This window comes from Mycobacterium genavense ATCC 51234 (assembly GCF_000526915.1).
Classification (GTDB): Bacteria; Actinomycetota; Actinomycetes; order Mycobacteriales; family Mycobacteriaceae; genus Mycobacterium; species Mycobacterium genavense.
The window spans coordinates 100492-121389 of record NZ_JAGZ01000003.1 but is presented as its reverse complement, the minus strand read 5'-3'; the positions used below and the strand labels follow the sequence as shown (position 1 = coordinate 121389).

Genomic DNA, 20898 nt, shown 5'->3' with positions numbered 1-20898 from the left:
CGACAGACATGGCACACAAGAAGGGCGCGTCCAGCTCGCGCAACGGTCGCGACTCCGCCGCTCAGCGGCTGGGCGTCAAGCGGTTCGGCGGCCAGATCGTCAAGGCCGGCGAAATCATCGTCCGCCAGCGTGGCACCCACTTCCACCCCGGCGTCAACGTCGGCCGTGGCGGCGACGACACGTTGTTCGCCAAGGAATCCGGCGCCGTGGAGTTCGGCGTCAAGCGCGGACGCAAGACCGTCAACATCGTCGCGGCCGGGCAGACCACCGACTGAGGTCGTCGCGCCCGTGCATGCGGGTAGCTGAGAGGACCCCCGATGCCTCGGTTCGTCGATCGAGTCGTCATCCACGCCCGGGCCGGCTCCGGCGGTAACGGCTGCGCCTCGGTTCACCGCGAGAAGTTCAAGCCGCTCGGTGGCCCCGACGGCGGCAACGGCGGCCGCGGCGGCAGCATCGTCTTTGTCGTCGATCCGGCCGTGCACACCCTGCTCGATTATCATTTCCGTCCGCACGTCACCGCCCCCAACGGCAAGCAAGGGGCGGGCAGCAACCGTGACGGGGCCGCCGGCGCGGACCTGGAAGTCAGGGTCCCCGACGGCACCGTCGTCTTGGACGAAAACGGCCGTCTACTAGCCGATTTGGTCGGGGCGGGTACCCGCTTTGAAGCCGCCGCCGGTGGTCGCGGCGGGCTGGGCAACGCGGCGCTCGCCTCCCGGGCCCGCAAGGCGCCCGGCTTCGCGCTGCTCGGTGAGCCCGGGCAGGCCCGCGACCTCACGCTCGAACTCAAAACCGTCGCGGATGTCGGGCTGGTCGGATTTCCATCTGCGGGCAAGTCGTCGCTGGTGTCGGTGATCTCGGCGGCCAAACCCAAGGTCGCCGACTACCCGTTCACCACGCTGGTACCCAATCTCGGTGTCGTCTCGGCCGGCGAGCAGTCGTTCACCGTCGCCGACGTGCCCGGCTTGATACCGGGCGCGTCGCAGGGCCGCGGCCTGGGGCTGGATTTTTTGCGACACATCGAACGATGCGCGGTGCTGGTGCATGTCGTCGACTGCGCCACCACCGAGCCCGGCCGCGACCTAATCTCCGACATCGACGCGCTGGAAGCCGAACTCGCCGCCTATACGCCCACCCTGCAAGGCGATGCGGCGCTGGTCGACCTCGCCGAGCGGCCGCGGGCGGTGGTACTCAACAAGATTGACGTGCCGGAGGCGCGCGAGCTCGCCGAGTTCGTCCGCGACGAGATCGCCGAACGCGGCTGGCCGGTGTTTTTGGTGTCGACGGCTACCCAGGAAGGGTTGCAGCCGTTGATCTTTGGGCTGCAGAAGATGATTTCGGAGTACAACGCGGCCCGACCGGCGCCGGTAGCGCGTCGCCCGGTGATCCGCCCGGTGCCCGTCGACGACAGCGGTTTCACCGTCGCCTCCGACGGGGAGGGTGGTTTCGTGGTCACCGGCGCACGCCCCGAACGCTGGATCGGCCAGACCAATTTCGACAACGACGAAGCGGTGGGTTATCTGGCCGACCGCCTTGCGCGCCTCGGCGTCGAAGAGGAGCTGTTGCGGCTGGGCGCCCAACCCGGCTGCGCGGTGACCATCGGCGAGATGACGTTCGACTGGGAGCCGCAAACCCCGGCCGGCGTACAGGTTCCGTTGACCGGCCGGGGCACCGATGCGCGGCTGGAACGCACCGAGCGCACCGGCGCCGACGAGCGCAAGGCCGCCCGGCGCCGGCGGCGCGAACGCGGTGACGAGCCGTGAGCGCCGGCGACGATGCAGAGCGTGGCGATGAGGAGGAGCGGCGCAGCATGAGCGCCCATCGCGAAGCCATCCGCACCGCGCGCAGCCTGGTCGTCAAGATCGGTACCAACGCGCTGACCACGCCATCGGGGATGTTCGACGGGAGCCGACTGGCCGGGCTCGCCGATGCGATCGAGGCGCGGATGAAGGCGGGCACCGACGTCGTCATCGTGTCCTCGGGTGCCATCGCCGCCGGTTTCGAGCCCCTCGGATTGTCCCGTCGTCCAAAGGATTTGGCGACCAAGCAGGCCGCCGCCAGCGTGGGCCAGGTCGCGCTGGTCAACGCGTGGAGCGCGGCGTTCGCTCGCTATGGCCGCACGGTCGGGCAGGTGTTGCTGACCGCGCACGACATCTCGATGCGCGCGCAGCACACCAACGCCCAGCGCACCCTGGACCGGTTACGCGCGCTGCACGCGGTCGCGATCGTCAACGAGAACGACACGGTGGCCACCAACGAGATCCGGTTCGGCGACAACGACCGGCTTTCGGCGCTGGTGGCCCATCTGGTCGGGGCCGAGGCGCTGGTGCTGCTCTCCGACATCGATGGCCTCTACGACACCGATCCGCGAAAGACCAAGGGGGCGCGCTTCATTCCCGAGGTGGCCGCATCGTCGGACCTGGTCGGGGTGGTCGCCGGGCCGGGCAGCGCGCTGGGCACCGGGGGTATGGCGTCGAAGATGTCCTCGGCGCTGCTGGCCGCGGACGCCGGGGTGCCGGTGCTGCTGGCCGCCGCGACGGACGCCGCGACGGCGCTCACCGACGCCTCGTCGGGCACCGTGTTCGCCGCCCGGCCGGTGCGGATGTCGGCCCGCCGGTTCTGGGTGCGGTATGCCGCCGAGGCCACCGGTGCGCTGAGCCTCGACGCCGGAGCGGTGCGCGCGGTGGTGCAGCAACGCCGTTCGCTGCTAGCGGCGGGCATCACCGCGGTGACGGGCCGGTTCTACGGCGGCGACGTCGTCGAATTGCACGGCCCGGACGCGACCATGGTGGCCCGCGGTGTGGTCGCCTACGACGCCACCGAGCTCACCAGCATGATGGGCCGGTCGACCTCGGAGCTGCCCGACGAGCTGCGCCGACCCGCCGTGCACGCCGACGATCTGGTCGCGGTCTGACGTCTCACCCTGCCGACAGCGGCTTGAGATACAAAGTGGCCCAGATGATTTCGGACAGCGTGGTGGCCAGTTCGGCATCGAAGGAGTCCGGAGCGCCGGGCAGGTTTTGCTGGCATGCCCGCTCCGCCATCCACGTCAGGGCGCTGGCCGCGGTGGCGGCCGACAACTCCGGACGGATCGAGCTGTCGGCCTGGCCCTCTTCGATGACCCGGGTCAATCGCGCGGTGATCGCGGTCAGCAGATTGCCGTACGTCGCGCCGACCACCGGGTCGTAGGCCGACATCTCGTTCAGCGCGACAAGCACCGGCTGATGACGGCGGTAGCTGGCAATGAGGCTCGTCATCGCCGCGCGCACGTCGGCGGGATCCTGGCGTCCCGCCACGCTCCACCAACGATTCGCGCTGTCGGCCAAATCGGCGAACACCTGCCCGGCGAGCCGGCGCAGCAAATGGCCCTTGTCCTCGAAGTAGATGTAGAAACTGGCCCGCGAGATACCGGCCGCGGTGGCGAGTCGGTCCACGCTGAGCTCGGTGAAGCTGGCCCCGCCGAGCATCAACCGCTCGGTGGCATCGAGCAGCCGGCGCTCGATCTCCTCTCGCCGCTGCCGGCGCGACTGCTCACGCCTGGTCTGCGGTTTGCGGGTGACGGACGGCATTTGCCGAGCATAGCCGACGTTACAACATCTTGCCTAGACATACTGTCTAGGCATAGTGTTCGACGCAGTTCCAGACGTAACGGAGGACCACGATGGCAGTGCTGACCGGGCGGCCCCGCGCCTACGACGCGATTGATCTGTCCTCGCGCGAGTTCTGGTCGACGACCGCCGCCGACCGGGAGCGCTCGTTTGCGGTGCTGCGGGCCGAGCAGCCGGTGAGCTGGCATCCCCCCGTCGAAGACGCCCTGATGCCGGATCCCGACGACCCCGGCTATTGGGCGGTCACCCGGCGCGCGGACATCGTCACGGTCAGCCGCAACAGCGACGTGTTCCTGTCCGGCAAGGGGGTGATGTTCGAGAGCATTCCGGTCGAGCTGCTCGAGGCGTCGCAGTCCTTTCTGGCGATGGACCCAACCCCGGCACACCAAGTTGCGCAAGCTTGCGCACGCCGCATTCACACCACGGCAGGTGCGCCGTATCGAGGAATCGATCCAAGCCAATGCCAAGACCATCGTCGAGGAACTTCGCGACGCCGGCAGCGGCGCGGATTTCGTCGATCTCTGCGCCAAGGAACTGCCCATCCGCACGCTCTCGGACATGGTGGGCATTCCGGATTCCGAGCGGGAGCGTATGGCACATGCCACCGACGCGCTGGTGTCATGGGCCGACCCCGACTTCCTCGATGGCCGCCCCGCGCTGGAAGTCATCTTCGAACAGCAGATGTACCTGCACCAGGTCGTGGGGACGCTGGCCGCCGAACGCGCGAGAATCCGGGCGACGATCTGATCAGCAGCCTGGTGCAGGCCGAGGTGGACGGTGACCGACTGACCGACGCGGAGGTGGCCGCGTTCTTCGTGTTGCTTTCGGTGGCGGGCAACGACACCACCCGGCAGACGATGAGCCACACCATGAAAGCGCTCACCGACTACCCGGCCCAACGTGCTTGGCTGCTAGCCGACTACGAGAACAGGATCGGTGTCGCGGTCGAGGAGTTCGTTCGTTGGGCGACACCGGTCATGACCTTTCGCCGCACGGCGGCAACCGATTTCGAACTCGGCGGCCAGCGGATCGCCGCGGGGGAGAAGGTGGTGATGTTCTATTCGTCGGGTAACTGGGACACCGAGGCCTTCGGCCATCCGGATCACTTCGATTTGAGCCGCAGCCCCAATCCCCATGTGGGATTCGGCGGGGGAGGATTGCATTTCTGCCTCGGCGCCCACGTGGCGCGCGCGCAACTGCGGGCGATCTTCGGGGAGCTGCTGCGTGCGCTGCCCGACATTCAGGCAACCGACGCGACGTACGTGGCGGGCAACTTCGTGCACGCGGTGTGCAGCCTGCCGTGCGAGTTCTAGCGTCTAGCGCATGGCGAGTGGCGCGAACGCAGCACCCAGTACGCAGGCAAGCAGTACCAGCAATTCCGAGCAGCTGCCGTCGAGCTTGACGGTGGCCAGATCGTCGCCGCGGGTGGGGCCACGGTTGACGATCGCGACCGGCATGCCCCGTGCGGCGGCGTGCCGCACGAATCGGTAGCCGGAGAACACGGTCAGCGACGAGCCCGCGACCAATAGCACGTCGGACTCGTCGACCATTGAAAAAGCCTGTGCCACGACTTCTTTAGCGACATTCTCACCGAAGTAGACGATGTCGGGCTTGAGCATGCCCGCACAGCGCGGGCAGTCCAGGTACCGGAACGACGTGGTGTCGGCGACGACGGCGTCGGCGTCGGGCGCCACCGCCAGCCCACCGACCGCCTCGGCACGCTCGATGAACCCCGGGTTGAGCTCCTCGAGTTGTTCGGCCAACGCCGCGCGGGTCATCGTGTGGCCGCAGCCCAGGCAGATCACTTGCGCGTAGCTGCCGTGCAGATTGATCACGTTGGCACTGCCGGCCTTGGTGTGCAGCAGGTCGACGTTTTGGGTGATCACGCCACTCACCACACCGGCTTGCTCCAGTGCGGCCACCGCCCGATGCCCCGCATTCGGCTGTGTTGCGTCCATGTGCCGCCAGCCCACGTGGTTGCGGGCCCAGTAGCGCTGCCGGAATGCCGCATCCGAGGTGAACTGCCGGATCGTCATCGGGTTGCTCGGCGGCGAATCCGGGCCACGGTAGTCGGGAATGCCGGAGTCGGTGGAGATCCCCGCGCCCGTCAGCACCGCGATGCGGCGCCCGGCCAACAGCGCGACCAGTTCCGGAGCTTCGGGGCGGGAAGGCACGTAGTCGAGAGTACGGGCATGCGACCAATGGAGTAGTCGATTACTCATGCCCGCCCGCGCGATGCGGACACACAATTCGCGATGCGGACACACAATTGACGCCTCTGCATCGAAAGGAGGGCCGATGCCCGAATCCGATTCTCCACGGGTGGAATCCTGCGACCTTTGCATCGTGGGAGCCGGCATCGCCGGGCTCAACGCCCTGTTCGCCGCGAGCCGCTATCTGTCGCGGGACCAGAAGATGATCCTGATCGACCGCCGGTCACGCCCGGGCGGCATGTGGGTCGACGTGTATTCATATGTGCGCCTCCACCAACCGCATCCGATGTTCGCCGCCGGCAACATCGAGTGGACCCTCGGCCAGGACCGCCCTCACTTGGCGACCAAGCGAGAGGTGCTCGACCACTTCCGGCACTGCGTCGACGTGCTGGCCGAACGCGTGCGGGTCGACGAGTACTTCGGTTGGGAATTCGAGTCGCAGGACGAGGTGAACGGAGTCGTGCGGGCCACCTGCCGGGGTGCTGACGGCCGGATGCTCGTCGTCGAGGCCAAGCAATTGATCAAAGCCTATGGCCTGGCAATCACGCCCAACGAACCCCTCGCCATCTCCAGCGAACGGGTTCATTCGGTGTCGCCCGACTACTGCGATCTGCGGTCGGGGGACATCCGGGAAAGCCGTGCGCCCGTGTGGATCATCGGTGGCGGGAAGACCGCGATGGACACCGCCCACGCACTGATCACGGCCTATCCCGGTCGCCAGGTGAATCTGGTCGCCGGGCGGGGACTTTCTTCTCCAGCCGAGACCGCCTCTTACCGAGCGGTTCCCGGAGATGGTGGACGGGCACAATGCCGAGCACTCTGGCCGCACAACTGGGTCGCCGGTTCGACGGCACGAACGAATCTGAGGTTCAGGACTGGTACCGCGCAACCTATGGCACGTACCTGACGCCCCAATCGGACAACTTCGTGTTGGGGGTGTTGTCCGAGGCCGAAAACGACACGATCTCCGCGGGCCTCAACGACGTCGTCATGGATTATCTCGACGATGTGGTCGATTGCAACGGCTCGACCCAGTTGGTATTCCGCAGCGGATCGACGAAGGCGATCGAGCCGGGCAGTTGGGTGGTCAACTGCACGGGATATGTCAAAATCGCCGACAAGTACCCGTACGAGCCGTACGTTTCGCCCAGTGGCGCAGTCGTTTCGATCAACGCCCGCTCGGCCGTCTTGCACTTGCCGGCGTTCATGGGGTACTTCCTGGGGCATCTGCTGCTCTTGGACAAGCTCCGCGAAATTCCGCTGTACGAAGTCGACTGGCAGGGGCTACGGGACAAGGCGCCGATGGCGTTCCCGTATGTGCTGTTCGCGCTCGTCCAGCACAACCTCAGCCTGATCTATGACAACGTGCCCAGGAGTGTGTTCAGCGAGAACGCTCTTGATTTCGATAAGTGGTACCCGCTACCGCGCCGATTGCCGGGCGTCGCGCGGTTCGTGCTCACCCATCGCCGCGAACGAGAACGGCAGCGCCGTGTTCTCGACACGGTGCGCGAGCGATTCGACATCCGTTGCGGCCCACTAAGTGAGCGGATACCCAGTGCCGGCTGAACGGACGGGTCAGGCGGTCCCGAAATGCATGTCGAGCACGGGTACGACGCGAGCGGTGAGTTCGGATACCGGTGTGGAAGCCAGCGGTTCAACTTGAAGGATGTGCCGCAAGAACGCGATGCCCAGCAGTTGTGCCATCGCGAGGTCGATGCCCAGCTGGGCGTCGGGTTGCGGTAGGGCCGCAGCGATGTGGTGATACAGCTGGCCCTGGATGAATTGCCGTACCAGAGTGGCGGATTCCTCATGCGTGGCCGCGCCACGCAGAATTGCCAGCAGTGAGGCGCGGGTGTCGGGCTGCTCCCAAAACTGGAAGAACACCTCACTGAGTCGCCGGCCAAGCTCGTCACCGTCGCCTTCCGCGATGCGATCGGCCACCTGCTGCGGGTCGAACGGCCACCCGATCGTGGTCCGGAATAGGTCGGCCTTGGTACCGAAATAGTGCCGAATCAACGCGGTGTCCACCCGCGCCTCGGTGGCGATATCACGAAGCGAGGTCTTCTCGTAGCCGCGTTCGGAGAACAGGCGGCGCGCGGTCAGCAGGATCTGGTCGCGGGTGTCCGTCTTTCCCGGGCGTCGTCCGATGGGTGACATGGCACAAAACTCTACAGGTGTGGACTTTCTGCCGGCGCGGCGTTACCGTGGATCGCAGAATTCCACAAGTGGGGAAGTGTTAGGAGGAGAGACCATGCGGACATCTGCGGCGAGCGTCGGATCGGCGGCGTTCTTTGTGGTGGCTCCGGGGACCGTTATCGGTGTGATTCCCTGGCTGATCACCGGTTGGGTGCTGCCCAACGGTGGCGTGCTGTTGCGATGGGCACAGGCAGCCGGCGTCGTCCTGATCGTCGCGGGGCTGATCCCGCTGATCCACGCGTTTGCGCAGTTCGCCAGGGCCGGTGGTACACCCGCGCCTGTTGCACCCACCGAACATCTGGTGGTCACCGGGTTCAATCGCTATGTTCGCAACCCGATGTATGTCGGACTCGTGCTGGTGATCCTCGGGCAGGCGTTGCTGTTTCGCAGTCCGGGACTACTCGCGTACGCCGCGATCGTGTGGATCGCCTTCGCGACTTTTGTCCTCTTGTACGAACAGCCAACCCTGACAAGGCAATACGGCGACGAGTACGAGGAGTACAAGCTCAACGTGCCGGCCTGGCTGCCGCGACTGCGGCCCTGGTGACTACCACGCGATCAGGGGATCAAAATGTAGCTGATTCCGCGGCCAGCTTTAAGCGTGCGCGTGTCGAATTCGTGAAAACCCGTGGTGCTGTAGCCATTTGACGCGTTGGCCCCATAACCGCTGTTCATTTCGGTGATCGTGATGGTGTTGCCATTGACGGCGTCGACCCAGGCGACGTGTCCGACGCCCCCGACAAGCGAGCTGCTGAAGACGGCGACCGAGTGTGGTTGCGGGTTGTCCACCACCGTCCAGCCCGCCGCTCGAGCTTGGTTCGCCCAGATTTCGGCATCGCCCGTGAGCGCCCTGACGTAGTAGCCGGTGTGGGCGTGTATCTGTTCTTGCCCCCCAAGTGCAGTAGCCCTCGTAGTCGGCGCCGAGTGGGTTGTGGTCGGTGGCGCGGCCGATGGCCGTTGCCGGATCTCCGTTAGCCGGTGCCGTCGCCAGTGATGGTCCCAGTGAGAGCGCGGTGCCCACGGCGAGGGCGGCGACAATCCCGTTCGTCTTCATCCGTTGCACCTCGCTGAAATCGCTGCACCGGCCCGTTACCTTTCCGTTATCGCCGCGTGATCGGCATTCGTTACGTCAGTCGTCTGAGGGGCCACGCTGACGCGGCTGAGGAACCATGGAGACATGACCCTGGTTCGTGCAAGCCTCGCTGAGGGCTTCTACTTCGGCGACGACGCGGTGTTGTTGGCCTTAGATGCCGCCGGGTTGAATGCCTTTCTCGCAGCGCTGACTCTTGCGGTGAAAGAGGGTCCGTCGCGGCTCGAACTTGATGGAACGACTAACCATTTCCTCATCGAGAGCAGCGGTTCAGAACATTGAGTTCCATGATGAGAACGACACAGTGATGTGGCGCCTCGACAGCGGCAAGGCGCTTGAACTTAGCGAGTTGTTGACAGGCATGAGTCAGCATGCTGGCAGGGGTCACCACTACGTCGATATGTTGACACCGGCTAGGACGCTGGTGATCTCGCTCGAAATGTACATCTAGCACGGATATTCTCGGTCGTCGCCGCGACGCCCGGCGTGACTATCCTTCCGGGTCAGCGTGCTCAGGTATTAGCAGACTTCCTCCGACGCCATAAAGACCGACCTTGCGCTGGATGGCGCGCATCAACGGAGCCGCTTCGTCGTCGTGAAAGTTAGTTCTGAAGTCCAGGCCGGAGCCAACCAGGTTGCTAGCCCACGACACTTCGGTGAGAAAGACCGCGCGGGCCCAGTCAACCTTGGACAGAGGTTCCTTCCGGCCAATGGCTCTCCTGAGACGGTCGAGAAGCGCTTCGAAGCTGGCACGGTCTGGCAGACCAAGGGCTCGAGTCAGAATCGGCTTGTACTGAATCGACCCGCCGTATTCATTGAGCCCGTGGGAAAGTAGGTCGCGCTCATCGTCGGTCAGCTCGATGTCGATGAGCTCCGTCGTGGTCATAGTGTCAGCCTAACTGCGTGTTCGGAGATCAATGGTGGTCGTCTTCCCACGGTTCGTCTGCAGCATCGCCAAGTACATGCGGCCCATGCCAGTGCGGGGGTGGCGCCAAGGTTGGCCCAAAGGGTGCTCCGGGTCCGCCCGCAATTACCGGCCCTTCCTTGACTGCCGGTGCTTGTGGCCTGGGTGCGGGTTGCACTTCAACTGGGGATCTGGGTGCGGAGGAGGGCGGATTCGGTTGGGACAGTCCGTGAAGGCTCGATGGGTTTCGGGACTTGACCATCCGAAAGTTGTCCCGGCGGAATCGATGGTTCGCGGGCGACAATCTTTGGGCGGTTAGCCTCGTCGCCTAACACGTACCCGATTCCGTTGTCTGGCTTAAAAACTGTTCCGCAGTCGAGGCCTCCCGGATCACGGATCACGACCACATTGTTTTTGGGTCGTACAGCACCGGCGCACCGTCTCTAGCCCGGCCAACGATCAAGTCCTTCTGATCGCCGGTGAACATGTCGTGTATTAGCTTGGCAAGCTGGTCCTTAGTCATCCCGGGAAACTGGCCTAAGTGTCCGTCGGGCGCGCTCGCGTGGCCATAGGCAATCTTTTGGGCAGCTCGCATCAACGGATCGCTGCTCCAACCGCCCGGGGGAGGTTCGGGTTCTGGATTCGGAGCATCTTTGAACGTGTGCAGATCGACGGGATGAATTGTCGGCTTGCCGTCGTGCGGCCCTGCGGCCGGTTCGGCGAAAGGCACCGTGTTAAGGGGCGCGATGGCGGCCGTGATTCTGGCGGCGATCTCTTGATCATGGGCGGCTAGCTGCACAGCGCGCTGTTGAATTCGGGTGGCATAAACCTGCGCTTGGACCTGCTCTGCAGTACCGCCGCGTGACGGTGTCACCGACAGGTCTTCGCCCACTACATATCCGGCGGCGCTGGCGTCCCTGACGGCATCCAGCACACTCTGCTTGGCGGACGAGAGAGTCTCGGCACCTCGGCGCGCTATCGCCGTGGATTCGTGCAGGACATCGGCCAGGCCGCGAACCGTCACGAGATCAGCGAAGGCGCGTTCCTGGGTCGCCTCGGCAGCGGCACCTACCCAGACCGTCCCGCCCGGCGATATGGAAGCCCGATGAATGGTCGAGAAAGACGTCTCCCAATGCTCGCCAGTCGCCGTCCAGTCGCTGGCGGCCTTCTGCAGGTGCGCAACGTCCCAAGCTTGAATCTCGGACAAGCTCGGCACCCCCACGCCGACGACTCCGACTACCGGTCACACCTGCCCGAGTACGGCAACGTCTTGTGCGCCGGCGCGGTCGGTGGCACCAAACTCAGCACCTGCTGCCGCGGCTTTGACTGCGCGTGCCTGGGCAACGCCCGCCAAGGCAGCGGCTACCTCGTCGACGGCCGAATATGCCGATCCAACGGCGACAGAAGTTGCCTGGACAGGTAGCCCCACCTTGGGACGCGCAGTCGCTGCTAGCAAACTCTGCGAAACTACGTCGCAATGCGCTGCGAGAACCTGCAGCCCTTCACCATTGACCCGGAGCGCATCCACCACCTCGATAAGTGTAGAGCTCACACCGGAAGAAGCTAGTCACTCACGCATGCAGCGTCATTGCAAGCTGCGGCAGGCGTCGCCTTGGTTCTCTTAGCCTAATTCCCTTGTAACACAAGAGTTTCTGACGGGGACATCATCACCCGATGCAGTCCGCCGCCGTCGTCAGCTCGGCGGACATGTTGCGTTCCATCATCTTCAGCGCCGCGGCGCCGAGTTCCTCGTCGATGTGTGCGACGGCGACGGTGGGGATCACCACCTGTAGATGGCGCACGTACGCGTCGAGCGCGCTGTACAAGATGCACTGCTCGGTAACCTGCCCGGTCAGGATCAGCCGCTCGGTCTCGAGACGATTGAGGAGATAGGCCAGCGGCGTCGAATAGAACGCGCTGTGCCGCACCTTGGTCAGCATCCGGCTGTCTTTCCTCGGCACGATCGGTTTCACCAGGTCGGGACGTTTGCCGTTGCATGCCGCTTCCACCAGGTCACCGAACTCGGCGGAAAAATCGCCGTAGTTGTCGTTGACATAGATTAGGTCCACGCCGTCGGCTTCGCGCGCGGCGAACCAGATCGGCAAGGGCATGTGGGCGATGATGTTGCCGACATTGGGTATCAGTACTTCGGCGTCGGGATGCTTATAGCTATTCATCATGTCGACCACCAGCACAGCGGTTTTACTCATGCAGGTGTGATACCCGGCGAATACTTGTTGACACCGGTTGCGGGACAATGGAAGGGCGATGGACTTTTACAACAGCTACAGCCAGGGCTTTGTCCGGGTCGCGGCGTGCACACACAACGCCACGCTCGGCGATCCGGCGGCCAATGCTGCCTCGGTGTTGCGACTGGCCCGCGACTGTCACGACGACGGCGTCGCAGTGGCCGTCTTCCCCGAATTGACGCTGTGCGGGTACTCCATCGAGGACATCGTCTTGCAGGACCTGCTGCTCGAGGACGTGGAAGCCGCGCTGGCCGACATCGTCGCGGCGTCCACCGAGTTGTTGCCCATCCTGGTGGTGGGTGCGCCGTTGCGGTATCGGCAGCGCATCTACAACACCGCCGTCGTCATCCACCGCGGCGCGGTACTCGGGGTGGCACCCAAGTCGTACCTGCCCACCTATCGCGAGTTCTACGAGCACCGCCAGATCGCGCCCGGCGACGACGAGCATGGCATCATCCGCATCGGCGACGTCGACGCACCGTTCGGCCCCGATCTGCTGTTCTCCGCATCCGATTTCCCCGATTTCGTGCTGCACGTCGAAATCTGCGAGGACATGTGGGTGCCGATTCCGCCCAGCGCGGAAGCGGCCCTAGCCGGCGCGACGGTGCTGGCGAACCTGTCCGGTAGCCCGATCACGATCGGGCGGGCCGAGGACCGCCGCCTGCTGGCCCGTTCGGCGTCGTCGCGGTGCCTGGCCGCCTATGTCTATGCCGCCGCCGGCGAGGGCGAGTCGACGACCGACCTGGCCTGGGACGGGCAGACCATGATCTTCGAAAATGGGGTGCTGCTGGCCGAATCCGAACGGTTCCCCAAGGGGGAGCGCCGATCGGTGGCCGACGTCGACACGGGGCTGCTGCGCGCCGAGCGGGTACGGATGGGCACATTCGACGACAACCGGCGCCATCATCGGCCGTCGGTGGAGTCGTTCCGGCGCATCGAGTTTCGGCTCGACCCGCCCGGCGGTGACATCGGACTCCGGCGAACGATCGAGCGTTTCCCGTTCGTCCCCGCCGATCCGCAACGGCTGGAACAGGATTGCTATGAGGCCTATAACATCCAGGTCTCCGGGCTCGAGCAGCGGTTGCGTGCGCTGAACTACCCCAAGGTCGTCATCGGGATCTCCGGCGGGCTGGATTCGACGCATGCCCTGATCGTCGCCGCGCGTGCGATGGACCGCGAAAAGCGGCCGCGCAGCGACATTCTGGCGTTCACCCTGCCCGGTTTCGCGACCGGTGAGCGCACCAAGCGCAACGCAATCGAGCTGTGCCGCGCGCTCGGTGTCACCTTCGCCGAGATCGACATCCGCGACACCGCGGCCCTGATGCTCATGGAGATGGACCATCCCTTCTCCCGCGGCGAGAAGGTCTACGACGTCACCTTCGAGAACGTCCAGGCCGGCCTGCGCACCGACTACCTGTTCCGGCTGGCCAACCAACGCGGCGGGATCGTGCTGGGCACCGGCGATCTGTCCGAGCTCGGCCTGGGTTGGTCGACCTACGGTGTCGGCGACCAGATGTCGCACTACAACGTCAACGGCGGGGTGCCCAAGACGCTGATCCAGCACCTGATTCGCTGGGTCGTCGCGTCGGGGCAGTTCGAGTCGGACGTCACCGACGTGTTGCTTTCGGTGCTCGACACCGAAATCACCCCCGAACTGATTCCGACCGGCGAGGAAGAGCAGCTGCAGAGCAGCGAGGCGAAGGTCGGACCGTATGCCTTGCAAGACTTTTCGCTGTTTCACGTGTTACGCTTCGGATTCCGGCCGTCGAAGATCGCGTTCCTGGCCTGGCATGCGTGGAGCGATCCCGATCAGGGCACCTGGCCGGCCGGATTCCCCGAGGACAAACGACCGTCCTATTCGATCAAGGAGATCCGGCACTGGCTGCAGGTCTTCGTGCAACGGTTCTACTCGTTCAGTCAGTTCAAACGCTCGGCATTGCCCAACGGCCCCAAAGTTTCTCACGGGGGCGCGCTGTCGCCGCGCGGCGACTGGCGCGCCCCGTCGGATATGTCGGCGCGCATCTGGCTCGACGAGATCGACCGCGAGGTGCCCGAGGACTAGCGCCCGGTTACCGCGAGCGTAAGTGCACTGCGAATCCAAGGGCCCGGTTGTCGCAGTGCGCATACGCTGGCGAACGAGCGGTGAGGTTATGCCTTCGTGCGGCGCCAGCCCTGGTATTGCAGCTCGGCGAAGAACAGCGTGTAGATGCCGGAACCCAGGGTGAGCACCACACCGGTGGCGGTCAGCGGGAAGACATCGGCGAGTACCAGGACCACGGCGGTTACGGTGTAGAGCAGGTTGCCCAACACGACGGCCATGCCCGCGCGGCGCACAGACGGCAGCGAGGCCAACCAGAGCACCAGCGCGCCGTAGGTGACAAAGAACGCGGCCATGCAGTACTCGAATGCTTTCGTGGTGCCGGACGTCGAGGCCAGGTAACCGGCCAGCGGGACGCCGGCTAGGCCGACCAGGCCGGTGATGGCGGCGTCGGCGCGCATTGCCAGGCGCAGCAGACCGTCGCGAGTGCCGGCGCGGTCAACGGTGGTGGCGGACATAATGTTCCCTTCTCGTTGGTGGATGTCACCGACGTTGCTCGCAACGCGCTGCCAGATCGACGTCAGGCGCTGCCAGTTACTGCCAACCGCAGGTCAGGGGGTGTACGGGCGCCTGCCGCGCCTAGCGCTCGTAGGTGGCGGTCAAGGTGCCGCGGTGGTCTTGCCGGTGCCGATGACGACGGTGTCACCGGCGCCCTCCAGCCCGAGGACCGCGGCGGTGGCGATGCGCGACCACGGCAGCTGGGCGCCGACCAAAGCGCAGCCCAGCCCGTCGAGCAGGAGATATTTCGCCCGGGCGGACGCCTCCGGTGGGACGTCGTCAAGGGTGAGCTCGGCGACCCAGGTCGCCAGGCGCCCGGGCGAGCGCAAGGGCGGTGGTGTGGAAGCATGGCGAGCATGCAGGGGGCCAATGCCGAAGGCGGTCCGGTGTCCGCCGGCGCCGGGGTGCCACTGCATCGACAACTGTTTTTGGTGCTGCACGACGAGATCGACCGCGGCGTGCTGGCACCCGGCGACGCGTTGCCCACCGAGCAGACGCTGTGCGATCAGTTCGGCGTCTCGCGCATCACCGTTCGCCGCGCGCTGGCCGCCCTGGCAGAGCAGGGATACATCGAGCGCCGGCAGGGCGTCGGTTCGTTCGTGCGAGAGTACGCCCCGGCCGATCTGCCGGTGGCGGGCGGCTCGTACATGGACGGGTTGCGGCAGGCTCAGTTCGAGACGGAGGTCGACGTGCTCGAGCTTGACGCGCACCGCCGCCCGCCGCGTGCCGTCGCCGACGCGCTCGAGACGTCCGACGAGCTGCTGCACATCGGGCGGGTGCGGCGCCAGCGGCGAACCGGTGAGCCATTGATGGTCACCGAGGCGTGGCTGCCAAACGAATTGGCGGACAAGCTAGCCGAGCGCGCGTTGCGGCGCAAGCCGCTCTACGAGCTGCTGTCGGATGCCGGGGTAGTGGTGCACCGGCTGCGGCACGAGATCACCGCCGAGATTGCCGGCCCACGCTACGCCCACCTCCTCGACACCGCGATCGGCACCGCGCTGCTGCGGGTCAACCGCCTTGCGTTCGTGGCGGACCGCCCGCATCACTACCTGTCGATTCTGTTGTCGCCGAACCGCAGTCGCGTGCTGATGAGTCAATCGGCCGTGGAGCTGGAGACGGGCGACGGCCTGGCGATCGCTCACGACGTGCGCCGGGACCCGCGCTAGCCAATTGGCCCGACACCCGGGACGAATCGACCGACGGTAGCCTATGGGCCCGATACGCGTCGCCGTGGGCTCGCGGCAAGTGCCAGCACGAAGCCGGCCCCGGCCATCCAGTGCATTACCCCACCCGTGATCCGGCGGACCCGGTGCGCCGGCGTTGCAGCCAACTGTGCCAACCGAATCCGAGCGCGCCGAAGACGCCGAAGAGCACCAGGGCGACAACGGCGGCGCTCATCGTGCGGGGTCGGGCATTGCCGCGTCGATGGCGTCGCGATGCGGTGCGCAGTCACCGGCCCCGGGCACCAGTGTCGACAGCGCGGCCGCGGTGCAGGCTCGCTGCAGTGTGACCAGTCGCCGTGCTCGTGACCCCGGGTCGCGCGGCCAATGCGCCGCCAGCACTCCCGCGAAGACGTCGCCGGCGCCGGTGGTGTCCACCGGGTTGACCTCTGGCGCCGGGATCCAGAGCTCGTCGTCCGGACTGACGTAGCGGGCACCGCGGGAGCCCAGAGTCGTTACCAAATGAGCTGGACGCCAAGGCAATTCGTTGGCTTCGGCCTCGTTGGTGATCACGACGTCGGCAAGGTCCACCAGTTCGGTCAGCGCGTTTCGCTCGTGGTGGCTCGGCGAGGCATTGACGATGACGGCCGCGCCGGCCGCTTTGGCCTCGCGTGCTGCGGCCACCGCGGTGGCGAGCGGAATCTCCAACTGAGTCAACAGCACGTCGCAGTCGGCGAGCGCGCGGCTGGCGGCGCTGCTCAGCGTCAGCTGCCCGTTGGCCCCGGGCGCCACCACGATGGTGTTCTCCGCGCCGGCGTCGACCACGACGATCGTCGTACCACTGGGGCCGGGCACGGCTGCCGTCGCGTCCAGCCCGACGCCGTTGACCAACAGGTGTGTCCGCAGCGGTTCGGCGGCCGCGTCGTCGCCGACCGCGCCGACGAACTGCACCCGTGCCCCGCGCGTGCTGCGGCCACCGCCTGGTTGCCACCTTTGCCGCCCGGTGCGTAGCGCAGTGACGACGCGAGCACCGTCTCGCCCGGCCGGGGAAGGGCGGCGACGTCGCAGGTGATGTCCATGTTCACGCTGCCGACGACACAGACCCGTGTCATTTCTTCAACGTTAGTCCCACGTTGCCGGTGTTTTCGGATTCGGCGGCGGGGCGCAAACGCCGATTTTGTGATGTCCGCGCGCTAGTCTGCTGTGTTAGCAGCGCTGCAATCGCCTTATGGAAAGGGGACGTGCGTGGGATCGAGCGAGGTGACCGACGCCGAATCCGCCCCGGTTTAGGAGGCAATGACGTCAACGGGTGAACGTCGGAAAAGTCAACGGTTTCGCCGCCGACGTTTCCGGGTAGGCATCCAATCCAAGCTGCTGATCTGCAGCATTTTTTCCGTTTCGGTGGTCGGCCTGATCGGGGCGGTCACCGGTCGTACTGCGCTGCGGCAGGTCGTGGCCGAGCGGCTGATCGAGTTACGCGAATCGCAGAAGCGGCAGTTGCACACGCTGTTCAAGCAGATCACGAATTCGCTACTCGTCTACAGCGGCGGGTTCAGCATCGTGCAGGCAATGGAGGCGTTTGGCAACGGCTTCAATCAGTTGGGCAACGCGACGATCAGCCCCGCCCAGCAACAGGCGCTCGTCAACTACTACGACAACAGCATGATCAAACCGATCAAACGGATCACCGGCGAAACGGTCGATATCAATGCGGTGCTGCCTAGTTCCAACGCGCAGAAATACCTTCAGGCGAACTACACCGCGGCGCCGCGGCCGGGCGGTGACGATTCGCCTGTCGTGGATGCGGGCGACGGCAGTGCATGGTCGGTGGCCAACGCCCGATTCGACTTTTATATGCGTGGCATCGTCACCCGGTTCGAGTACCGGGATCTGCTGTTGATGGACATGCAGGGCAATGTCGTCTATTCGGCGGCCAAGGGACCCGACCTCGGCACCAACATTCTGACCGGCCCGTATCGCGAGTCCAATCTGCGCGATGCATTCCAAAAGGCGTTACGCTCCAACGATGTCGACTTCGTCTGGATCACCGACTTCCAGACCTATCAACCGGCACTGGACGCCCCCACCGGTTGGGTGGTGTCACCGATCGGCATGAACGGCCGGATCGACGGCGTCATGGCGTGGCCGGTGCCGACTCCGAAAATCAACCGGATCATGACCGCGGAGAAGCAGTGGAACGCCGCCGGCATGGGCCCGTCGACCGAGTCCTATCTGGTGGGCCCCGACGGCTTGATGCGCTCCGATTCCCGGCTATTTCTTGAGGACCCGGCGGAATATCGTAAGGAAGCCGTCGCCGCCGGAACGCGGCCCGACGTCGCGGACATGGCGGTCAAGTTGGGCACCACGATTCTGGTGCAGCCGGTACAAACCCCGGGCCTTCGTGCTGCCCAGCGCGGGCAGTTGGGCACCGTCACCGCCACCGATTACACCGGCAACAACGAGATGGAGGCCTACGCCCCGTTTACGGTGCCGGACTCGGATCTGCATTGGTCGATTCTGGTGACGCGTGACGATTCCGATGCTTTCGCGCGGCTCGGCAGATTCAGCAAAACACTGGTGATCGGTGTCGCGTCGATGATCTTCATCGTGTGCGTCGCCTCGATGGTGCTTGCCCAGATCATGCTGCGGCCAGTCCGGCGGCTCCAGGCGGGTACTCAGAAGATCAGCTCCGGTGACTACGAGGTCAACATCCCGGTCATGTCGCGCGACGAAATCGGGGACCTCACTATGGCTTTCAACGAGATGAGCCGGAATCTGGCGATCAAGGACGAGCTGCTCAATGAGCAGCGGAAAGAAAACGACCGGCTGTTGCTGGCGTTGATTCCGGAGTCGGTCGCGCAACGCTATCGCGAGGGCCAGGAGACCATTGCACAAAAGCACCAAGACGTGGCTATCATCTACGCCGATATCGTTGGGCTGGACGAGATTTCGGTCGATCTCTCCGGCGACGAACTGGTCGGCATCGTCGACGAGCTGTTCCGTCAATTCGATGCGGCGGCCGAAGCGATGGGCATCGAACGGATTCGCACCTTCCACAACGGTTACCTCGCCAGCTGCGGAGTGGTCACGCCACGATTGGACAGCATCCACCGAAGCCTCGACTTCGCGCTGGAGATGCGGCAGATCATCGATCGGTTCAACAGACAAACCTCGCACGAGCTGAAGCTGCGGGTCGGCATCAACACCGGCAACGTGGTCAGCGGACTGGTGGGCCGATCGGGTCTCGTCTTCGACATGTGGGGCGGCGCGGTCAGCCTGGCTTACCAAATGCACAGTGGCGCACCGCAACCCGGTATCTATGTCACCTCTCGGGTGTACGAGGCGATGCGGGATGTCCGGCAATTCACGCCCGCCGGCACGATCTCGGTCGGCGGATCGGATCAGGCGATCTATCGGTTGTCGGAGCGGCAATGAACGCATTCTACTCGTCGTGGTTCTACTGGGCAGTCGGCGTAGCGGTCGGATTCCCGTTCACGCTGATCGTGATCACCGAGCTGCACCACGCGCTGCTTCGCCGGAACAATCGCCTGGCCAAACAGGTCGGTCTGCTGCGCAACTTCGTGTTGCCCCTGGGCGCGCTGTTGCTGCTGCTGGTCAACGCCGCGCAAGTCTCGGCCGCAGACGGTTTGGTGCGCATCCTTTCGACAGTGTTCGGCTTTTTGGTGCTGGTCATGTTGCTGTCCGGGCTCAACGCGACCGTATTCGAGGGCGCCCCCCAAGACAGCTGGCGCAAACGACTGCCCACGATCTTCCTCGATGTCGCCCGGTTCGCGCTGATCGGTATCGGCCTGGCCGTCATCTTGTCCGCCGTCTGGGGTGTGCGGGTCGGAGGTCTGTTCACCGCGCTGGGCGTGACCTCGGTCGTGTTGGGCTTGATGCTGCAGAACTCCGTCGGCCAGATCGTGTCGGGCCTGTTCATGTTGTTCGAGCAGCCCTTCCGCATCGACGACTGGCTGGATTCGTCCAACGAGCGCGGCCGCGTCGTCGAGGTGAACTGGCGCGCCGTACACATCCAAATCGGCAGCGGAATCCGGGTCGTGCCAAACTCGATGCTGGCCAGTACCTCGTTCACGAATCTCAGTCGTCCGCCCGGTTCCCACAAGCTGTCGATCAAGACGCAGTTCGCCGTCGCCGACCCGCCCGACCGGGTCTGCGCGATGCTGAACCGTGTCGCGGGCGAGCTGCCGCAACTGCAGGCGGGCAGCGTTCCGCGTTCGGTTCCGGTCGGCAAGGGCGAGTACGTCACCAGCATCGGGCTGAACTCGCCCGCCGACGACGGCAGCGCCCGCTCGACCTTTCTGCGCTGGATCTGGTACGCCGCACGGCGGGAAGAACTCCACCTCGACGACGCCGACGACGACTACTCGACCAGGGAACGGGTCGAAGACGCGTTGCAGACCGTGGTGGCGCCGGCGTTGCGGCTCGGCGTCGCCGACCAGCAGGCGCTGCACTCCTCGGCGCGCGTGGTCCTCTACGGCGCCGAGGAGATCGTCGAGTACGCCGGGCAGGTGCCGGCGGGGATGACGTTCCTGATCGCCGGGCGGGTGCAGATGATGGCGACGGCCGAGGACGGATCGGTGGTGCCGATCAGCACGCTGGAGGCGGGCTCGTTCCTGGGGCTGACCGCGCTGACCCGGCAACCGAATCTCGCCAGCGCCTATGCATTGGAAGAGGTCACCGCGTTGATCATCGATCGCGAGCACCTCGAGCATCTCGTGAAGCGGGAACCGTTGCTGCTGCAGGACTTTGGCAACATCCTCGAGGAGCGGCAGCAGAGAGTGCGGCAAGCCGCGCGGGGTGAACGCGTCGGGTGAGCCTGACCCGCACCCAGGCCGCCTTACCTGGCCGGCTCAGGCCCGATACC

Annotated in this window: 20 protein-coding genes and 3 pseudogenes; 13 read left to right on the top strand and 10 right to left on the bottom strand. The window is 65.3% G+C overall.

Annotated elements, in window-relative coordinates:
• Positions 1 to 8: 8 nt before the first annotated feature.
• From rpmA to proB, 3 genes are read left to right on the top strand one after another with little or no spacing between them, the layout of a single operon-like run.
• Complete coding sequence (gene rpmA / locus T428_RS0108300; protein WP_025736106.1) at positions 9 to 275, top strand: 50S ribosomal protein L27; 267 nt, start codon at positions 9 to 11, stop codon at positions 273 to 275.
• A gap of 42 nt (positions 276 to 317) precedes the next feature.
• Entirely contained in the window at positions 318 to 1760 is a 1443-nt protein-coding gene (obgE, locus tag T428_RS0108295) for a GTPase ObgE (RefSeq protein WP_025736105.1), read from the top strand.
• A 47-nt stretch (positions 1761 to 1807) separates the two neighbouring features.
• On the top strand, positions 1808 to 2911 hold the full coding sequence (proB, locus tag T428_RS0108290) for a glutamate 5-kinase (protein ID WP_025736104.1): 1104 nt from the start codon (positions 1808 to 1810) through the stop codon (positions 2909 to 2911).
• 4 nt (positions 2912 to 2915) lie between these two features.
• On the opposite strand, the gene T428_RS0108285 is transcribed toward proB, so the two are convergent.
• Positions 2916 to 3566, bottom strand: coding sequence for a TetR/AcrR family transcriptional regulator (locus tag T428_RS0108285; protein ID WP_025736103.1), 651 nt, complete (start codon positions 3564 to 3566; stop codon positions 2916 to 2918).
• Between the two features lie 92 nt (positions 3567 to 3658).
• Between T428_RS0108285 and T428_RS26585 the strand changes: the two are divergent.
• Positions 3659 to 4918: pseudogene (locus tag T428_RS26585) on the top strand (cytochrome P450).
• 3 nt (positions 4919 to 4921) lie between these two features.
• Here the strand turns inward: T428_RS26585 and T428_RS0108275 are convergent.
• On the bottom strand, positions 4922 to 5827 hold the full coding sequence (locus tag T428_RS0108275) for an SIR2 family NAD-dependent protein deacylase (RefSeq protein ID WP_051465198.1): 906 nt from the start codon (positions 5825 to 5827) through the stop codon (positions 4922 to 4924).
• Between the two features lie 76 nt (positions 5828 to 5903).
• Here T428_RS0108275 and T428_RS35690 point away from each other — a divergent pair, with 76 nt between their 5' ends.
• Together T428_RS35690 and T428_RS35685 are read left to right on the top strand one after the other, a co-directional pair.
• Positions 5904 to 6725: an FAD-dependent oxidoreductase gene (locus tag T428_RS35690; RefSeq protein WP_342666190.1), complete on the top strand. Its 822-nt coding sequence runs from the start codon at positions 5904 to 5906 to the stop codon at positions 6723 to 6725.
• Positions 6726 to 6745: 20 nt separating this feature from the next.
• Positions 6746 to 7384, top strand: coding sequence for a hypothetical protein (locus T428_RS35685; protein WP_342666189.1), 639 nt, complete (start codon positions 6746 to 6748; stop codon positions 7382 to 7384).
• 9 nt (positions 7385 to 7393) lie between these two features.
• On the opposite strand, the gene T428_RS0108265 is transcribed toward T428_RS35685, so the two are convergent.
• Positions 7394 to 7975 carry a TetR/AcrR family transcriptional regulator gene (locus T428_RS0108265; protein ID WP_025736101.1) on the bottom strand — a complete coding sequence of 194 codons (582 nt, stop codon included), beginning with the start codon at positions 7973 to 7975 and terminating at the stop codon, positions 7394 to 7396.
• Between the two features lie 94 nt (positions 7976 to 8069).
• Here T428_RS0108265 and T428_RS26575 point away from each other — a divergent pair, with 94 nt between their 5' ends.
• Complete coding sequence (locus T428_RS26575) at positions 8070 to 8561, top strand: methyltransferase family protein (protein WP_036467548.1); 492 nt, start codon at positions 8070 to 8072, stop codon at positions 8559 to 8561.
• Between the two features lie 11 nt (positions 8562 to 8572).
• On the opposite strand, the gene T428_RS31840 is transcribed toward T428_RS26575, so the two are convergent.
• Positions 8573 to 9052 carry a CHAP domain-containing protein gene (locus tag T428_RS31840; RefSeq protein ID WP_084298676.1) on the bottom strand — a complete coding sequence of 160 codons (480 nt, stop codon included), beginning with the start codon at positions 9050 to 9052 and terminating at the stop codon, positions 8573 to 8575.
• A 139-nt stretch (positions 9053 to 9191) separates the two neighbouring features.
• On the opposite strand from T428_RS31840, the gene T428_RS0108250 reads away from it, so the two are divergent.
• Positions 9192 to 9386, top strand: a complete 195-nt coding sequence (locus tag T428_RS0108250) for a hypothetical protein (RefSeq protein ID WP_025736099.1) — start codon at positions 9192 to 9194, stop codon at positions 9384 to 9386.
• A 208-nt stretch (positions 9387 to 9594) separates the two neighbouring features.
• On the opposite strand, the gene T428_RS0108240 is transcribed toward T428_RS0108250, so the two are convergent.
• Both T428_RS0108240 and T428_RS31005 read right to left on the bottom strand, forming a co-directional pair.
• Positions 9595 to 9990 carry a hypothetical protein gene (locus T428_RS0108240; RefSeq protein WP_025736098.1) on the bottom strand — a complete coding sequence of 132 codons (396 nt, stop codon included), beginning with the start codon at positions 9988 to 9990 and terminating at the stop codon, positions 9595 to 9597.
• Between the two features lie 415 nt (positions 9991 to 10405).
• Positions 10406 to 11215, bottom strand: a complete 810-nt coding sequence (locus T428_RS31005) for a hypothetical protein (RefSeq protein WP_156942898.1) — start codon at positions 11213 to 11215, stop codon at positions 10406 to 10408.
• Between T428_RS31005 and T428_RS33510 the strand changes: the two genes are divergently transcribed.
• Positions 11201 to 11431, top strand: a complete 231-nt coding sequence (locus tag T428_RS33510; protein ID WP_156942897.1) for a hypothetical protein — start codon at positions 11201 to 11203, stop codon at positions 11429 to 11431. The genes T428_RS31005 and T428_RS33510 overlap by 15 nt on opposite strands.
• 244 nt (positions 11432 to 11675) lie before the next feature.
• Here the strand turns inward: T428_RS33510 and T428_RS0108230 are convergent, their stop codons facing one another.
• Complete coding sequence (locus T428_RS0108230) at positions 11676 to 12218, bottom strand: cysteine hydrolase family protein (RefSeq protein ID WP_025736096.1); 543 nt, start codon at positions 12216 to 12218, stop codon at positions 11676 to 11678.
• A gap of 58 nt (positions 12219 to 12276) precedes the next feature.
• On the opposite strand from T428_RS0108230, the gene T428_RS0108225 reads away from it, so the two are divergent.
• The gene (locus T428_RS0108225; protein WP_025736095.1) at positions 12277 to 14319 is read left to right on the top strand and encodes an NAD(+) synthase; all 2043 of its coding nucleotides are present in this window, start codon (positions 12277 to 12279) and stop codon (positions 14317 to 14319) included.
• Between the two features lie 86 nt (positions 14320 to 14405).
• Here the strand turns inward: T428_RS0108225 and T428_RS0108220 are convergent, their stop codons facing one another.
• Positions 14406 to 14813, bottom strand: coding sequence for a hypothetical protein (locus T428_RS0108220; protein WP_025736094.1), 408 nt, complete (start codon positions 14811 to 14813; stop codon positions 14406 to 14408).
• A gap of 144 nt (positions 14814 to 14957) precedes the next feature.
• Positions 14958 to 15215: pseudogene (locus tag T428_RS0108215) on the bottom strand (MmgE/PrpD family protein); the annotation flags it as partial.
• On the opposite strand from T428_RS0108215, the gene T428_RS0108210 reads away from it, so the two are divergent.
• Positions 15201 to 16019 (top strand): GntR family transcriptional regulator, encoded by an 819-nt coding sequence (locus T428_RS0108210; RefSeq protein WP_025736092.1) that lies wholly within the window; start codon positions 15201 to 15203, stop codon positions 16017 to 16019. The pseudogene T428_RS0108215 and the gene T428_RS0108210 sit on opposite strands and share 15 nt — an antisense overlap.
• Before the next feature lie 228 nt (positions 16020 to 16247).
• Here T428_RS0108210 and T428_RS26565 read toward each other — a convergent pair.
• A pseudogene (locus T428_RS26565) lies at positions 16248 to 17125 on the bottom strand (ribokinase).
• Positions 17126 to 17309: 184 nt separating this feature from the next.
• On the opposite strand from T428_RS26565, the gene T428_RS26560 reads away from it, so the two are divergent.
• Complete coding sequence (locus T428_RS26560; RefSeq protein WP_051465166.1) at positions 17310 to 19448, top strand: adenylate/guanylate cyclase domain-containing protein; 2139 nt, start codon at positions 17310 to 17312, stop codon at positions 19446 to 19448.
• On the top strand, positions 19445 to 20848 hold the full coding sequence (locus T428_RS0108190) for a mechanosensitive ion channel domain-containing protein (RefSeq protein WP_025736091.1): 1404 nt from the start codon (positions 19445 to 19447) through the stop codon (positions 20846 to 20848). The genes T428_RS26560 and T428_RS0108190 overlap by 4 nt, the downstream gene beginning before the upstream one ends.
• Positions 20849 to 20898 lie beyond the last annotated feature (50 nt).

Coding starts and splice junctions, on each gene's coding strand:
- rpmA (WP_025736106.1), top strand. CDS start 9: ATGGCACACAAGAAGGGCGCGTCCAGCTCGCGCAACGGTCGCGACTCC.
- obgE (WP_025736105.1), top strand. CDS start 318: ATGCCTCGGTTCGTCGATCGAGTCGTCATCCACGCCCGGGCCGGCTCC.
- proB (WP_025736104.1), top strand. CDS start 1,808: ATGAGCGCCCATCGCGAAGCCATCCGCACCGCGCGCAGCCTGGTCGTC.
- T428_RS0108285 (WP_025736103.1), bottom strand. CDS start 3,566: ATGCCGTCCGTCACCCGCAAACCGCAGACCAGGCGTGAGCAGTCGCGC.
- T428_RS0108275 (WP_051465198.1), bottom strand. CDS start 5,827: ATGAGTAATCGACTACTCCATTGGTCGCATGCCCGTACTCTCGACTAC.
- T428_RS35690 (WP_342666190.1), top strand. CDS start 5,904: ATGCCCGAATCCGATTCTCCACGGGTGGAATCCTGCGACCTTTGCATC.
- T428_RS0108265 (WP_025736101.1), bottom strand. CDS start 7,975: ATGTCACCCATCGGACGACGCCCGGGAAAGACGGACACCCGCGACCAG.
- T428_RS26575 (WP_036467548.1), top strand. CDS start 8,070: ATGCGGACATCTGCGGCGAGCGTCGGATCGGCGGCGTTCTTTGTGGTG.
- T428_RS0108250 (WP_025736099.1), top strand. CDS start 9,192: ATGACCCTGGTTCGTGCAAGCCTCGCTGAGGGCTTCTACTTCGGCGAC.
- T428_RS0108240 (WP_025736098.1), bottom strand. CDS start 9,990: ATGACCACGACGGAGCTCATCGACATCGAGCTGACCGACGATGAGCGC.
- T428_RS0108230 (WP_025736096.1), bottom strand. CDS start 12,218: ATGAGTAAAACCGCTGTGCTGGTGGTCGACATGATGAATAGCTATAAG.
- T428_RS0108225 (WP_025736095.1), top strand. CDS start 12,277: ATGGACTTTTACAACAGCTACAGCCAGGGCTTTGTCCGGGTCGCGGCG.
- T428_RS0108220 (WP_025736094.1), bottom strand. CDS start 14,813: ATGTCCGCCACCACCGTTGACCGCGCCGGCACTCGCGACGGTCTGCTG.
- T428_RS0108210 (WP_025736092.1), top strand. CDS start 15,201: ATGGCGAGCATGCAGGGGGCCAATGCCGAAGGCGGTCCGGTGTCCGCC.
- T428_RS26560 (WP_051465166.1), top strand. CDS start 17,310: ATGACGTCAACGGGTGAACGTCGGAAAAGTCAACGGTTTCGCCGCCGA.
- T428_RS0108190 (WP_025736091.1), top strand. CDS start 19,445: ATGAACGCATTCTACTCGTCGTGGTTCTACTGGGCAGTCGGCGTAGCG.